The sequence below is a fragment of the Nonomuraea sp. NPDC050394 genome, from assembly GCF_044459065.1.
Taxonomy (GTDB): domain Bacteria; phylum Actinomycetota; class Actinomycetes; order Streptosporangiales; family Streptosporangiaceae; genus Nonomuraea.
This window is the reverse complement of record NZ_JBITIO010000006.1, coordinates 377224-391645: the sequence shown is the minus strand read 5'-3', so window position 1 is coordinate 391645 and position 14422 is coordinate 377224. Positions and strand designations below refer to the sequence as shown.

General features: G+C 72.6%; 16 protein-coding genes. 6 read left to right on the top strand and 10 right to left on the bottom strand.

From position 1 onward, the window contains the following. Window positions 1–24: 24 nt before the first annotated feature. The 4 genes from ACIBKY_RS25625 to ACIBKY_RS25610 all read right to left on the bottom strand — a co-directional run bounded on the left by ACIBKY_RS25625 (window position 25) and on the right by ACIBKY_RS25610 (window position 2825). Window positions 25–1629, bottom strand: a complete 1605-nt coding sequence (locus tag ACIBKY_RS25625) for an FAD-dependent monooxygenase (protein ID WP_397100121.1) — start codon at window positions 1627–1629, stop codon at window positions 25–27. 68 nt (window positions 1630–1697) lie between these two features. After that, the gene (locus ACIBKY_RS25620) at window positions 1698–2075 is read right to left on the bottom strand and encodes a VOC family protein (RefSeq protein ID WP_397100119.1); all 378 of its coding nucleotides are present in this window, start codon (window positions 2073–2075) and stop codon (window positions 1698–1700) included. After that, window positions 2072–2413: an ArsR/SmtB family transcription factor gene (locus ACIBKY_RS25615; RefSeq protein WP_397100117.1), complete on the bottom strand. Its 342-nt coding sequence runs from the start codon at window positions 2411–2413 to the stop codon at window positions 2072–2074. The genes ACIBKY_RS25620 and ACIBKY_RS25615 overlap by 4 nt, the downstream gene beginning before the upstream one ends. Continuing rightward, entirely contained in the window at window positions 2400–2825 is a 426-nt protein-coding gene (locus ACIBKY_RS25610; RefSeq protein WP_397100115.1) for an SRPBCC domain-containing protein, read from the bottom strand. The genes ACIBKY_RS25615 and ACIBKY_RS25610 overlap by 14 nt, the downstream gene beginning before the upstream one ends. A gap of 96 nt (window positions 2826–2921) precedes the next feature. Here ACIBKY_RS25610 and ACIBKY_RS25605 point away from each other — a divergent pair, with 96 nt between their 5' ends. From ACIBKY_RS25605 to ACIBKY_RS25585, 5 genes are read left to right on the top strand one after another with little or no spacing between them, the layout of a single operon-like run. Further along, entirely contained in the window at window positions 2922–4181 is a 1260-nt protein-coding gene (locus ACIBKY_RS25605) for an MFS transporter (RefSeq protein WP_397100113.1), read from the top strand. Further along, complete coding sequence (locus ACIBKY_RS25600) at window positions 4181–5509, top strand: carotenoid oxygenase family protein (protein ID WP_397100111.1); 1329 nt, start codon at window positions 4181–4183, stop codon at window positions 5507–5509. The genes ACIBKY_RS25605 and ACIBKY_RS25600 overlap by 1 nt, the downstream gene beginning before the upstream one ends. Next, window positions 5506–5949: an SRPBCC family protein gene (locus ACIBKY_RS25595; RefSeq protein ID WP_397100109.1), complete on the top strand. Its 444-nt coding sequence runs from the start codon at window positions 5506–5508 to the stop codon at window positions 5947–5949. Before ACIBKY_RS25600 ends, ACIBKY_RS25595 begins: the two co-directional genes overlap by 4 nt. An 11-nt stretch (window positions 5950–5960) precedes the next feature. Continuing rightward, window positions 5961–8576: an ATP-binding protein gene (locus tag ACIBKY_RS25590; RefSeq protein WP_397100107.1), complete on the top strand. Its 2616-nt coding sequence runs from the start codon at window positions 5961–5963 to the stop codon at window positions 8574–8576. A gap of 48 nt (window positions 8577–8624) precedes the next feature. Further along, complete coding sequence (locus tag ACIBKY_RS25585; RefSeq protein WP_397100105.1) at window positions 8625–9917, top strand: aspartate aminotransferase family protein; 1293 nt, start codon at window positions 8625–8627, stop codon at window positions 9915–9917. Here ACIBKY_RS25585 and ACIBKY_RS25580 read toward each other — a convergent pair. The 6 genes from ACIBKY_RS25580 to ACIBKY_RS25555 all read right to left on the bottom strand — a co-directional run bounded on the left by ACIBKY_RS25580 (window position 9912) and on the right by ACIBKY_RS25555 (window position 13734). After that, on the bottom strand, window positions 9912–11192 hold the full coding sequence (locus ACIBKY_RS25580; protein ID WP_397100103.1) for an aspartyl protease family protein: 1281 nt from the start codon (window positions 11190–11192) through the stop codon (window positions 9912–9914). The genes ACIBKY_RS25585 and ACIBKY_RS25580 overlap by 6 nt on opposite strands. 56 nt (window positions 11193–11248) lie before the next feature. Next, window positions 11249–12202, bottom strand: coding sequence for a squalene cyclase (locus ACIBKY_RS25575; RefSeq protein WP_397100102.1), 954 nt, complete (start codon window positions 12200–12202; stop codon window positions 11249–11251). Window positions 12203–12233: 31 nt separating this feature from the next. Then, entirely contained in the window at window positions 12234–12626 is a 393-nt protein-coding gene (locus ACIBKY_RS25570; protein ID WP_397100100.1) for a beta/gamma crystallin-related protein, read from the bottom strand. A 70-nt stretch (window positions 12627–12696) separates the two neighbouring features. Continuing rightward, window positions 12697–12921, bottom strand: coding sequence for a helix-turn-helix transcriptional regulator (locus tag ACIBKY_RS25565; protein WP_397100098.1), 225 nt, complete (start codon window positions 12919–12921; stop codon window positions 12697–12699). 2 nt (window positions 12922–12923) lie between these two features. Beyond that, complete coding sequence (locus ACIBKY_RS25560; protein WP_397100096.1) at window positions 12924–13343, bottom strand: hypothetical protein; 420 nt, start codon at window positions 13341–13343, stop codon at window positions 12924–12926. Between the two features lie 79 nt (window positions 13344–13422). Further along, window positions 13423–13734, bottom strand: a complete 312-nt coding sequence (locus ACIBKY_RS25555; RefSeq protein ID WP_397100094.1) for a helix-turn-helix transcriptional regulator — start codon at window positions 13732–13734, stop codon at window positions 13423–13425. A 143-nt stretch (window positions 13735–13877) separates the two neighbouring features. Here ACIBKY_RS25555 and ACIBKY_RS25550 point away from each other — a divergent pair, with 143 nt between their 5' ends. Then, entirely contained in the window at window positions 13878–14258 is a 381-nt protein-coding gene (locus ACIBKY_RS25550) for an STAS domain-containing protein (protein WP_397100092.1), read from the top strand. Window positions 14259–14422 lie beyond the last annotated feature (164 nt).

The window sequence follows — 14422 nt, the reverse complement described above, 5'->3', positions numbered from 1 at the left end:
GCGAACGCCGCGCGCTCCCGGTTGCTAGGCGAAGGTGTTCCGCAGGTGCGCGGTGACGGCCGCGAGATCCATGGGCCGGGCGCGGAAGCCCACGTACCCGTCGGGGCGGATGAGGTACGCGGCGCTCGGCCCGGTCGCGTACCGGTCGCGGAAGGCGCCCGTGGCGTCCCGGAGCACCTGCGCTCCCGGTGCGGGCGGCGGAGCGCCGGGTGCCAGCACGACATGGACGCGGACCAGGCCGGCCAGGCGCGTGGCCAGGGTCTCGGCGTCGTCCAGTCCGCTCGCCGCGTCCGCGTACAGGATCAGCGTGTGGCCGGGCCCCTTGAGCAGGTCGAACAGCCGTAGCGGGAAGCCGAGCCCCTCCTGCGTCAGTCCCCGCGCGTCCGGCGCGCGCTCACCGGGCCGTGGGCCGCCGGCGGGGGCGCCGGGCGGGTCCGGCGCCTCACCGGACAGCGGGCTGCCGGGGTAGGCGACCAGGAGCTGGCCCTCGCGGGCCAGCCGGGTCGGGCCTGACTCACCGGGATCGCCGAGGGACTGGGTGCGGGCGTGGCGGACCGTCCGGCCCACCACCTCCTCCCCCACGGGTCGCCGTTCGGCGTCGTAGGTGGCCAGCAGCCCGGGAGCGGCCGCGCCGCGCAGGGCCAGGGCGAGCTTCCAGGCGAGGTTGTACGCGTCCTGCATGCCGGTGTTCGCGCCCTGGGCGCCGGTCGGCGGATGGATGTGGGCGGCGTCGCCGCAGACGAACGCCCGGCCCGCGCCGTAGCGGTCGACGAGTCGGTGGCTGATGCCGAACAGCGATGACCAGCGCAGATTGCCCACCGCCGGTTTCCCGGGTACGAGCCGGTCGACGACCTCCTGGATCTGGGCGAGGCCGGGGCCGGGTCGGTCGGTGACGATCCCGTGATCCGGCCGGGCGTCCCGGCGCAGGTGCTCCGGTGCGAGCATCGACAGCCGGTAGCGGTTGTCGCCGGGCAGCGGGACGCAGACCAGCAGGTCCCGTCCGCCGTCCGGTGCTTCGGCCAGGAAGCGCAGCGCGTAGCCGGCGGGCATGGACCAGTCCACCTCGACGTCGCCGAGCATGTACTCCTCGGGGAAGCGGTCGCCCTCGAAGCCCAGGCCCAGGCCGTGCCGTACCACGCTGTGGGCGCCGTCGCAGCCGACCAGGTAGTCGGCGCGGACGGTCCGCTCCGAGCCGTCGGACAGTGCGAGGGTGGCGCTCACCCCGTCGGTGTCCTGGGTGAAGCTCCGCAGCTCGACGCCCCGCTCGACCTCGGTGCCCAGGCGGGCCAGGTGCTCGGTCAGGATGCGCTCGACCTCGTACTGCGGCAGGGCGAGGAAGCCGTAGGTGCCGTCGGGCACCCGGAGCTCGTAGGGGTCCCCGGCCACGCCGTCGGTGAACTGCACCTGCCCGCGCAGCCACACCCCCGCCGCGATCGCCTCGCGGACGACGCCCATCTGTTCCCAGACCTCGAGCGTACGCGGCTGGACCCCGACCGCCTTCGCCCAGCCCGTGGGCTTGGGCAGGCTGTCGATGATGCGGCAGGCCGCGCCGTGACGGCGCAGTTCGGCCGCCATGGTCAGCCCCACCGGTCCCGCGCCCACCACCAGGGCGCGCGTCGTCGTTTCCATGTCGTCCCCCCCACTCCATTGAACGCCCCGCCGCCGGCCGGGCCGGGAGGGACCCCCGGCCCGGCCGATCAGCCGGACTCGGCGAGCAGGTGCACGACCCCGGCCGGATTCTTGATCCAGTGGGTCCTCGTGGTGAGGTCCTCCAGCGGTTCCACCTCGTCGCACGGATGGATGCCGGCCTCGGCCAGTTCGGCCGTGGCGGCGTCCAGGTCGTCGGTGTGGAGCTGCAGCCACAGATCGGGCTGGCTGTAGTTGTCGACGCGGTCCAGCCACAGCGTGTTGGGGCCGAACTTCACCGAATGGGTCGTGGTGACGGTCGGGGCGTAGCCGACGGCCTCCTCCTTGACCTCGAAGCCCAGGGTGTCGCGGTAGAAGGCCACGGTGGCCTCGTACTGCGCCTTGGGGATCTTCATCGCGATGTTCAGTCCAGCGGTGTACGCGGTCATGATTCCTCCTTGTCGAGAGCGTCTTCCAGTGCGGACAGCCGGTCGTCCCACCGGTGGGCCAGCGTGGCCAGCCACACCTGGGCGGCGCGGATAGGTGCTGGTTCCAGGCGGTAGGGGTGGCGGCGGCCGGTGGGTTCCGCGGCGCTGATCAGGCCCGCTTCGGCGAGCAGGCCGAGGTGCTTGGCCACGGCCTGGCGGCTGATCGGCAACCGCCGGGCCAGGTCGGTGACGGTCGCCGGACCCGCGCGGGCCAGTTCCTCCAGCAGCGCCCGCCGCGTCGGATCGGTCAGCGCCGCGAACACCGCCACGGCCTGGATCTCGGCCTCAGGCGGCGGCATCGAGGTAGCTTTCCAGGTCGGCCAGCTCGGCGTCCCAGCCCTGGCTGTTGGCCTGGTGGGCGGAGCGGGCCACACCGGCGGCGGCCCGTGCGAACCCGCTCTCCACCAGCCGCAGCCGGGTGCCGCCCGGCACCTCCTCCAGGGTGAACTCCACCGTGGTCAGCAGCACGTCCACCCCCTCGGTCGCCCAGGTGAAGGCGAACCGGTGCGGCGCTTCGACGGCCGTGACCGTGGCGAGCGACTCCTGGCCAAGGTCGTCCCAGCGGAAGTACGCGCGCCCGCCGGGCCGCAGGTCGATCTCGGCCACCGAGCCGAACCACCTGGACAGTCCTTCCGCGGTGGTCAGCGCGGCCCAGACCCGCTCGACGGAGTGCCGCAGCACCACCTCACGTTCGATCGTGTTGGTCACCATGTATGGCAACCTACAGGTTGCTATAGCGGTTCACAAGGGGCGGATAGGTGAAAACCACCGACGCGAAGACGCGTGCCCCGCTGCGAGCGTGAGGTCATGCACGGCACTGGACACCCGCGAAGCGCCACCTGGGCGCCCCTGGCCGCACTGGCCACCGCCCAGTTCCTCGTGGTTCTCAGCACCTCGATCGTGAACGTCGCCCTCCCGCAGATCCGCACCGGCCTCGCCATGTCGCCGGCCGGCCTGACCTGGGTGGTCAACGCGTACGTGCTGGTCTTCGGCGCGATCCTGCTGCCGGGCGGCCGGCTCGGCGACGTGTACGGTCTGCGCCGCGTCTTCCTCACCGGCGCCACCCTGTTCGCCCTGGCCGGCCTGGCCGCCGCCCTGGCCACAGGCCCCGCGACGCTGATCGCCGCGCGGATCGTGCAGGGCCTCGGCGCCGCGCTCCTCGCGCCGACCGCGCTCGCCCTGGTGCTGCGCCTGTTCCCGGACGGGCAAGGCCGAGGGACGGCGCTCGGGGTGTGGGGCGCGGTCTCCGGCGCGGGCGGCGCGGCGGGCGTGCTGCTGAGCGGCCTGCTCACCGACCTGTACGGCTGGCGTGCCGTCTTCGCCGTCCTGGTCCCCTTCGCCCTGGCGGTCATCGCGGCCACCTGGCGGCTGGTACCCGCCGACGCCCCGCGGGGCGGCACCCTCGACCTGCCGGGCACGATGACGCTCGTCGCCGCCCTGATCGCGCTCACCTACGGCCTGACCAGCCTGTGGCCCGCGGCGCTCGCCGGTCTGGCACTCCTGGCGGCGTTCGTGGTGATCCAGCGCCGCTCGCCCCACCCGCTGCTGCCCGCGCGGATGGCGGTGGTCGCCCGGCCCAACCTGCTGATGGCGCTGCTCGGCGCGGTCTGGCTGGGCCTGTTCTACTTCCTGCCCCTCTACCAGCAGCGGGACCTCGGCTACACGCCGCTGGAAGCCGGGCTCTCCCAGCTCCCGCTGGCCCTGATGATCACCATCGCGTCCTGGGCCGCCGGGAGGATCCGCGGCCGCGCGGTCCTGCCCGCCGGTCTGCTGCTGCTCGCCGCGGGCCTGGCCTGGCTCGGGCTCACCGGCGCGCTGGTCGCGCCGTCGCTGCTCATCGGCGCCGGGCTCGGCGTCGCCTTCGTCCGCCTGACCGCGCAGGCGTCGGCCGGGGTCCCGGCCGGGGACAGCGGCCTGGCCGGCGGGCTGGTCAACGCCACCCGCCAGGTCGGCGGCGCCGTGGGCCTGTCCGCGCTGACCCTCCTTCCGTCGTACGGCGGGGCCTTCCTCGCCTGCGCCGCCCTGACCCTGCTCATCACGATCGTCTCGATTGGAAAGGCACCCTGATGAACGACCTCGCCAAGCCGTACCTGACCGGGCACTACACGCCGGTCGCCGACGAGATCACCGCCCACGAGCTGACCGTGCGCGGCACGCTGCCGCCCGAGCTCAACGGCCGCTACTTCCGCAACGGCCACAACCCGAAGCCCGGGGTGACGCCCACCCACTGGTTCAAGGGCGCGGGCATGATCCACGGCATCCGGCTGGCCGGCGGCAGGGCCGAGTGGTACCGCAACCGGTGGGTGCGCACGCCGTACCTGGAAGGAGTGCCCTTCCACGGCACGGAGCTGGAGGTCTCCGCGGCGGCCACCAGCATCATCTTCCACGGCGGACGCTACCTGGCGCTGCAGGAGGCCAACCTGCCCTGGGAGGTGACCGCCGAGCTTGACACCGTCGGCGTGTACGACTTCGGCGGGAAACTCACCAGCGCGATGACCGCCCACCCGAAGGAGGACCCGGTCACCGGTGAGCTGCACTTCTTCAGCTACAGCCCGTTCCCGCCGTACCTGACCTACCACGTCGCCGACGCCTCGGGGCAGATTGTGCGGACCCAGGTGATCGAGGGGGCGGGGCCGTCGCTGATGCACGACTTCGCGATCACCGCGCAGCACGCGGTGTTCCTGTGCTCACCCGTCGTCTTCGACCACGCCGAGCAGTCGGGCATCCCCTATCGCTGGCACGACGACGTGCCGTTCCGGGTCGGCGTCATGCCGCGCGAGTCGGACCGGGTGACCTGGTTCGAGGTCGAGCAGAGCACGCTGCTGCACGTCAGCAACTCCTACGTGGACGCCCAAGGGCGCGTGGTGCTCGAAGGGCCGCGCTTCGACCGCGCCGGGTGGGAGTCGTCGTGGAAGTGGTGGGTGGGCGCGCCCGCGTACGGCCCCAGCCCGCTGGCCGGCGCGACCCTGCACCGCTGGATCCTCGACCCGGCCACCGGCAAGGCCACCGAGGAGCCCCTGGACGCCCTGAACGTCGAGTTCCCCGCCATCAACGACGCCCACACCGGCATCGCCAACCGCTACAGCTACGCCATCGCCTTCCCCGGCGCGGGCCTGTCCGGCTACCACACCGTCAAGTTCGACACCGCGAGCGGCCGGCGGCGGTTGTTCTCCCACGGCGAGCACCGCATGCCCGGCGAGGCCGTCTTCGTGCCCGCCGCCGGCAGCAACAACGAGGACGACGGCTACCTGCTCACCATCGTCAGCGACCTCAAGGCCGGCGCGTCCGAGCTGCTCGTGCTGGATGCCGCCGAGCTGACGACGGTCGCCACCGTGGAGCTCCCCCGCCGGGTCCCCGCCGGCATCCACGGACACTGGATCGAGGACACCAAGTGATCACTTCCATCGACACCGGCGCCGCCGTCGTCGTCCGCCTCGGCACCATGATCGACGCCCCGCTGGAGCGCGTCTGGCGCCTGCACACCGACGTGAACGGTTGGCCCGCCTGGCAGAGCGACATCACCAGCGCCTCCGCCCACAGCCCGCTGGTCCCCGGCGCGGTCTTCCACTGGAGCACGTTCGGCCTCGACATCACCTCCACCGTGCACCAGGCGGAGCCGCGGGCCCGCATCCTGTGGGGCGGCCCCGCCCACGGCATCGACGGCCTGCACCTGTGGACCTTCCGTGAGGAGGGCGGCGCCGTACACGTGCACACCGAGGAGTCGTGGGACGGCGCGGCGATCCGCGCCGACGTGGCGGGCATGCGCGCCGCGCTCGAAGGGTCGCTGACCGCCTGGCTGCGCCACCTGAAGGAGGCGGCGGAAAAGGCGCCCTAAAGTGTCTGCCCATGGACATGTTGCTCGGCCGCCACGCCGAGACGGCGCGGCTCACCGCCCTGCTCGATGCCGCACGGCAGGGGCGGGGCGGTGCCCTCGTCGTCAAAGGGGAGCCGGGCATCGGCAAGAGCGTGCTGCTCCGGCAGGCCGGGCAGGCCGCGGACGGATTCCTGGTCATCCGGGCGACGGGCGCGCAGTTCGAGATGGAGCTGCCGTTCGCCGTGCTCCATCAGCTGTGCGCGCCGCTCCTGCACCACCTCGGCGATCTGGCCCCGCCGCAGCGCACGGCCCTTGAAGGGGCGTTCGGGCTGGACTCCGGCACGCCGGAGCCCCTGATGGCCGGCCTGGGTGCCCTGGGGCTGCTGCTGGCGGCGCTGCGCGAGCGACCGGTGCTGTGCGTCGTGGACGACGCCCATTGGCTCGACCACGCCTCCGCCCAGACGCTGGCCTTCCTGGCGCGCCGGATCGGGACGGAACGCGTCGCCATGGTCTTCGGCGCCCGCGAGCCGGGACCGGCCGCGCTGGCGGATCTGCCCGAGCTGGGGCTGCGCGGCCTGAGCGAGGCCGAGGCACGCGCACTGCTGGGGCAGGCCGTCCACGCGCCGCTGGACGAACGGGTCCGCGACCGCATCCTGTCCGAATCCAGGGGCAACCCGCTCGCGCTGCTCGAACTGCCGAGGACCGCGGGACCGGCCGGCATGGCGGGCGGCTTCGACGTCCCGGCGGTGATCGAACAGAGCTACGTGACCCGCCTGCGGGCCCTGCCGGATCCGGCCAGAACCCTGCTCACCGTGGCGGCCGCCGAGCCGGTGGGCGACGCGGGACTGCTGTGGCGGGCCGCCGAAGGACTGGGCATCACCGCGGACGCCGCCGCGCGGACCGGCGGGCTGGCCGAGTTCGGCACCCGGATCCGCTTCAGCCACCCGCTGGCCCGCTCCGCCGTGTACGGCGCCGCGACCGCCGGGGAACGCCGCCGGGCGCACGCGGCCCTGGCCGAAGCCACCGACCCGGCGGCCGAACCCGACCGGCGCGCCTGGCACCGCGCCCAGGCCGCACTCGGCCCGGACGAGGAGATCGCCGCCGAACTCGACGCCTCCGCCGCCCGCGCCCAGGCCCGTGGCGGCATCGCCGCCGCGGCGGCCTTCCTGGAACGCTCGGCCGCGCTGACCACCGACCCCGCGGCGCGCGTCGAACGTGTGCTGGCCGCCGCCCGCGCCAAGCTCGCGGTCGGCGCGTTCGAGGTGGCCGCCGACCTGCTCACCAGCGTGGAGAGCGACGACCCGCGCTTCGACGTGCTACGCGGCCGCCTGTCCTTCGCCCGCTACCGAGGCGGCGGCGACCCGGCCGCCTACCTCCTGCGGGCCGCCCGCGCACTGGAGCGGGCCGACCCGGCGCGCTCGCGGGCCTGCTACCTGGACGCGATGGAGATGGGCGTGTTCACCGGCGAGTTGGCCGCCATCGTGGACGCCGCCAGGTCCGCGCCGCCCGGCACCGGGACCGGCACCGACACCGTGCTCGACGGCCTGGTCACGCTCGTCACCCGGGGCCACGCCCCGGCCGCCGGGCCGCTGCGGCCGATCGTGCGGCGGCTGGACGACGAGGTCTGGGCGAGCCGCCCCTCCCTCGGCTACATGGTCGCCGCCGAGCTGTGGGACATCGAGGTGATGCGCGGTACGGCCGAGCGGGTCGTGGCCACGGGACGCGAGTCCGGCGCCTTCCACCTCGTGCCGATCGGCCTGGCCATGCTGGCGACCGTCCGCGCGCACGAGGGCGCGTTCGGCCCCGCCGCCGAGATGATCTCGGAGGAGGAGGCCATCGCCTCGGCGACCGGGGCCGCTCCCCTGGTCTACCCGCGCCTGCACCTGGCCGCCCTGCGCGGGCGGCGCGAGGAGGCCATGGCGCTGTTCGCGGACGTGCCGCCGGGGATGAGCCTCAGCGCGCAGTGGGCCGCGGCCGTTCTGCACAACGGCCTGGCCGACTACCCCGCCGCGCTGGAGGCGGCCCAGGCCGCCACCGCCCGCGGCGACCTGGGCGTGTCCGGTCTGGCCCTGCCGGAGCTGATCGAGGCCGCGGTGCGCTCCGGCCGCCCGGAGCCGGCCGCCGCCGCCCTGCGCGAGCTGACCGTACGCGCCCGGGCCGCCGATACCGCGTGGGCTTCGGGCGTCGAGGCGTACTGCCGCGCCCTCGTCACCGGTGAAGAGGACGGCTACCGGGAGGCCGTCGAATACCTGCGGGCCACCCCGATGGCCATCCACCGAGGGCGGGCCCACCTGCTGTACGGGGAGTGGCTGCGCCGGGAGGGGCGCCGCCGGGACGCGCGGGCCCAGCTCCGGCAGGCCCATGAGCAGCTGTCCGGGCTGGGCGCGGAAGCCTTCGCCAAGCGGGCGGCCGGCGAGCTGCGCGGCACCGGTGAGCAGGCGCGCAGCCGTACCGCGGCGGAGGGCGAGCAGCTCACCCTGCAGGAGGTGCACATCGCGCGGCTCGTGGCCGAGGGCGCGACCTCCAAGGACGTCGCCGCCACGCTTTTCCTCAGCCCGCGCACCATCGACGCCCACCTGCGCAACATCTTCCGCAAACTCGGGCTCACCTCGCGCAGGCAGCTACGGGATCTGCCCGAGATCCGCTGACGGCCGGGCGATGGACGGGTGCGGCGGCGCGTGCCTAACGTCGGTGGCATGGTTCCCGAATCAGCCCGCCACCTCATCCGCTACAGCGGCCAGGCCGCGTTCACACCGGAGCTCATCGCCCGCGCGCGGGGCACCTCGGTGTTCACCGAGAGCGGCCGCGAGCTGCTCGACTTCACCTCCGGCCAGATGAGCGCGATCCTCGGGCACTCCCACCCGGCGATCGTCGCGACGGTGCGCGAGCAGATCGGCCTGCTCGACCACCTGCACAGCGGCATGCTCAGCCGTCCCGTCGTCGACCTCGCCCGCCGGCTCGCGCAGTCCCTGCCCGATCCGCTGGAGAAGGCGCTGCTGCTGACCACCGGGGCCGAGGCCAACGAGGCCGCGGTGCGGATGGCGAAGCTCGTCACCGGCCGGCATGAGATCGTGTCGTTCGCCCGGTCCTGGCACGGCATGACGATGGCCGCAGCGAACGCCACCTACAGCGCCGGGCGCAAGGGATACGGGCCCGCGGCCCCGGGCAACTTCGCGCTGCCCGTTCCCGACCGCTTCCGTCCCGGCGTCGTCGACGCCGGCGGCGCGCTCGACTGGCGCCGCCAGCTCGACCTGGGCTTCGACCTGATCGACGCCCAGTCGGTCGGCAGCCTGGCCGCGTGCCTGGTCGAGCCGATCCTCAGCTCGGGCGGCGTCATCGAACCGCCGCCCGGCTACCTCGCCGCGCTGGCGGACAAGTGCCGGGAACGCGGCATGCTGCTGATCGTGGACGAGGCGCAGACGGGGCTGTGCCGTACCGGGGACTGGTACGCCTTCCAGCACGACGGCGTGGTGCCCGACATCCTCACGCTGTCCAAGACGCTCGGCGCCGGGCTGCCGCTGGCGGCCGTGCTGACCAGCGCGGAGATCGAGCGGCGGGCGCACGAGCGGGGATATCTGTTCTTCACCACCCACGTCAGCGATCCGCTGCCGGCCGCGGTCGGCAACACCGTCCTGGACGTCCTGGAGCGCGACCACCTCGACAAGCGGGCGGGCGAGCTCGGCGCGCTGCTGCGCGGCCGGCTCGACGAGATCGCCGCCCGCCATGACGTGGTCGGGGACGTGCGCGGGCGCGGGCTGCTGCTGGGCGTGGAGCTGGCCGGTGACGACGTACTGGGCGAGGGCGGCGCCGACCGGCTGGGCGCGGCCGTCACCCGGCGCTGCTTCGAGCTCGGGCTGCACATGAACATCGTGCAGTTGCCCGGCATGGGCGGCACCTTCAGGATCGCGCCCCCGCTGACCGCGAGCGACGAGGAGATCACCCGCGGCGCCGCCATCCTCGACCAGGCCCTCGCCGACGCCTGCCTATGACGGGCGGCTGATCGACATCCGCATGCGGGTGTAGTCGAAGGTGACGGCGTACGGCTTGAAGAACTCGTGGGTGAAGTTCGCGATCATGTCGAAGCCGAACTGCGCCGACTGGCCGGGGCCGGGCAGGCCGGGGAAGACCTTCTCGGCGGCGTTGCCGCGCACGTCGTGCCGGACCGCGCGCCCCAGGCCGGCCCGTTCCGCGGTGAGCGGGTAGGTCTTGATGCCGGACCGCTCTCTCGGGTTGTCGTAGTCCACGGTGAGGCCGTACTGCTCCGCGATCGCCACCGTGGTGTCCAGGGCGCTGCCGATGCCGCCGGTGTCGATGCTGACCATCCTGGGCGGGTGATCGCCCAGGCTGCCCAGCGAGCACGGGAAGTGGTCGCCCGCCAGCCACAGCGGCAGGCGGGCGATCTCATCGCGCGGGGCGCCGGGCGTGCGCCGCAGCAGCAGGGCCCTGCCCGCGTAGTCCATGGTGGTCAGGAAGTGGTAGAAGATCGTGGTGCCGAACGCGCCCGCCGCCTGCGAGCCGTCGGGCAGGGGCGGCCGTCGCGCGTCGTTCCACTGCACGGGGATGTTGCGGATCTCGATGTCCCCGACCCTGAAGGAGTCGAGGACGCCGAAGTGGAGCACGACGGGATGGGCGTCCACAACCCCGCCCTCGACGGTGGCCAGCGCGCGCAGCCCGGCCCGTTCCGCCTCCTCCATCGACAGGTCCAGCGTCGCGTAGGTGTCGAGGTAGAACTTCCGCGGCTTGCCGCCGTTGACGCCGGCCTCGACGGAGGGGACGGGATCGAGGGTGTGGAAGGGCACGCGGGTGCTCCGGGCGCCGGAGATCGTCCAGGGCGTGCCCTCGATGTGGGAGTAGACCTTGGCGAACGCCGCGTCGCGCGGGCGGCCGGTACGGCGCAGCAGCGGCACCGCGCGGGCCGGCCGGTCCTGGCGGATGAAGCACTCCGCCAGGCGCTGGGTGGAGGCGATGTCGCCGGGAGCCAGCGCGATGGCCCTGCCCAGGTGCTTCTCCGCGGTGCCGAACCGGTTGGACAGCAGCGCGATGTAGCCGACCTGGGCGTGGGCGTGCGCGGCGCTCGGGTCCTCGCGCAGCTGACGGCGGTAGCCGCGTTCGGCGTCGGCGAACCTGCCCTGCTTGAACAACTCGCCGGGATCCCGGGAGTCCGCCTCGGCCGCGAGGGGCAGGGCCGTACTCACTCCGGCGGCGGCGGCGAGGGCCGCCGCTCCCTTCAGGAACGTGCGCCGGTCGGCGTGGTGGAGGGTCATGTGTCCTGCCTCGTGTCGTGTGCGGATCGATCAAGGCCACACAACAGAGGCGACGGTTAAACACGGATAAGCGCGTCCCACCAGGCGAGCACCCGCGTCCCGGACAGGGTCAGCCACTTCGACGGCTCCCCCACCGGCGCGTCCACCTCGAACCACACCCGCCCCGGATACCTCCATGCCTGCCGCCAGGTGCCGTCCGGGAGCCGGGCGGCCCGGACGAGCTCGATCGCCTCGGCCATCCGCGGGTCCGGCTTCGTGCCGTCGAACAGCGTGGCCTCGCGGAAGTACTCGGCCGCGTTGAGCACGGTGTACTGCCACCGGACGGGGTAGGCGAACCGCCCCGCCCACGGCCCGACCGGTTCACCGGTGGACAGGCGGCGGAACAGGCCGCGCCGCAGCAGGTACTCCTCGCCGGAGCGGCGGGCGGCGCGGGTCTCGTCCGTGCCGCCGGTCGCCACGTCGTAGGCGAGCAGCCCCTTGAGCGAGTTGAGCGTCGAGTGGAACGACGAGCGCGTCGAGCCGTTGACCCACTCGCAGTTCCAGCCGCCGTCGGGCAGCCGGTGCTCAAGGAACCACTCGACGATGCCGGTGACGTCGGCGCCGAGCCACACGCCGTTCCCGGCCGTCCAGGCGTTGATGCAGCAGTCCACCTCACCGCCCCAGTACGGCAGGCCGTCGTACTCCCATTGGCAGTTCTCGGCGAGCAGTTCGGCGGTACGGCGTTCGCGCAGGACGGCCGGATCCATCCCCCATTCCCGCAACGTGGTGAGCGTCCAGGTCGTCGCCGTCCAGGGCTGCCCGTCTCCTTCCTCGTGCTCCTTGGGGAAGAACGCGCCGCCCGCCCACTGGCCGTCCGGGTCCTGGAGGGCGAGGAGCCGGGCGCCGAAGCCCTCGGCCGCGATCCTCGCCCGCGTCGCCTCCCACACGCGCGGCGGCTCGCCGTCCAGATCGCGCTCGACCTGCCAGCGCAGCGCCGGATCGGAGTCACGCAGCCATGCGGTCAGATCCATGGAGGCGACCCTATCCGGGCGCGCGCCCGGGTCAGAGGGTCGTGCTCAGGAACATGGGGAAGTTGAAGCAGTTCGGTCCGATGAGGCGCTGGACCGAGGAGATCGTGTCGCCGAACTGCCACCAGCGGTGGTGCAGGTCGCTGATGCTCTGGCCGGGCAGCACGCAGTAGGCGCGGCCGCCGTTGTTGTCGTGCTGGTAGACGACCCAGGCCGAGTTGCCGGTGACCCGCAGGGAGCTGGCCCGGTCGTCGCTGCCGGTCGGCGAGAGGTTGCCGTTGGTCTCGCTGAAGGTCCAGTTCAGCCCGCCCAAGGACTGGTTCTGGCCGAGGATGAGGGTTCCGACCGCGGCCTGCGCGGGCGCGGAGCCCGTCATCGCCGCCACGGTCACCACCGCCGCCAGGATCGCCGGCAGGTACTTGCGCATGAGGTGCCTCCTCTGAGAGTGACTGTCACCAGAGGGGCGTGACATCCCGTTCCATCGTGGAACACCGCCGTCAGTCCCCGTCCTCCGGGTACTGGAAGACGTCGTCGAGCGTGACGCCCAGCGCGCGGGCGATCTTGAAGGCCATCTCCAGCGAAGGCGAGTATCGGCCCTGCTCGATGGCGATGACGGTCTGCCTGGTCACACCGACGCGCTCGGCCAGGTCCGCCTGCGTCATCTCGCCGCTCGCGAAGCGCAGCGCGCGGATCGAGTTCGTCACCTTGGTGGGCTTGACCATGCTCACAAACCCCTGCGGTAGGCGACGATCCGGGCGATCGCCGAGGCGAGGGCCGACAGCACGAACGCCAGGTAGAGGCCGTTGGCGATCCAGAAGTGCGCGGCGCCGGCCAGGGTCAGCGCGAACACGCCGACGACGCCGGTGGCCAGCACGTAGTACTCGGCCCGCCGGCCGTACCGGCGGATGGAGGCGTCGCGCTCGTCCTTCAGGCCCGCCTCCTTCGGCGCGGCGATCGCGGTGGCGATCGACGCCACGACGTTCGCGAGTACGGCGACGCCGATGGCGGTGAGCAGGGCCGGGATGTAGGTGATCCGGGTGACGTCCGTGCCCGGCAACTGCCGGAGGACGACGGTGAAGTAGACGACGGGGATCGCGAGCGCGACCGCCGCGTACACCCACACGCGTTTTTCCTCGGTGGACACGACACTCCTCCATGTCAAGAAAACCGGCATCGCCAAGGTAAAGCACCTAGGACACGATGTCAAAGATTCTTAACATGGATCAGCTGGGCCGCCGGCGTTCGGTGAAGATCTCGATGAGGTGCCGGATGGCGATGCCGGACTCGGTGGGGTAGCGGAAGTGCCGGTCGGGGTTGAGCGTGTACATGTTGCGGCGGCCGACTCTCTCGCGGGCGAGGTATCCGGCGTCGTGCAGGTCGTTGACGATCGCCTGGACGGTACGCTCGGTGATGCCGATGGTGGCGGCGATGTCGCGCAGCCGGACCTCGGGATCGCGGGCGATCTCCAGCAGGACCCGGGCGTGGTGGGTGAGGAAGGTCCAGCCGGGCGGGCTTTCGCCCTGAGGTTCGGGCACGGCGTTCACTCTTTCGCCCCTCACGCGATGACTCTTATAGGAACATCGTATACTGAAACATCTTTCCTGTATTGTCATTCGCCCATAGAGTAGAGTGACGCCGTTCGAGTGGGGCTTCTGTCCGGGAGATCACCGAGGTCGTGATGACACCGCTGTCCTTGATGACCGTCAGCATGCTGCGTGGCACGCTGATCACCGTCACCGGTGAGCTGGATGCCAGCAACGTCGCACATCTGGCGGACTATGTCGCCGAACGCCACACCGAGCCTGGGCTGCCGCTGGTCCTCGACCTGAGCGGGCTGACCTTCATGGACAGCACCGGCCTGAGCCTGCTGCTGCATCTGAGAGCCGGCTCCGGCGAGCACGGCGGCAGCCTCCACCTGGCCACCGTGCAACCCCGGCCCGCCCGCATCCTGGAGGTCACCGGCGCCTACCGCCAGTTCGACATCCACCCCACCCTCGAATCGGCACTCCAGGCCTCCGGCCTGACCTCCGCCGGCCCCTCATCTGCCGACATCGCCTGACCCGCGTCACGCGCGCGCTTAACCACGGACCCGGCATCCCGTGACCTGTGCCGCGCAACAGACCTGTCCGGGCGCACGCCGGAAACCTCGGACCCGACGTCACATGACATGCGCCACCGATGCGACAGACCCGTCCCGGACGCGCCACGGCAACCGCGGACCCG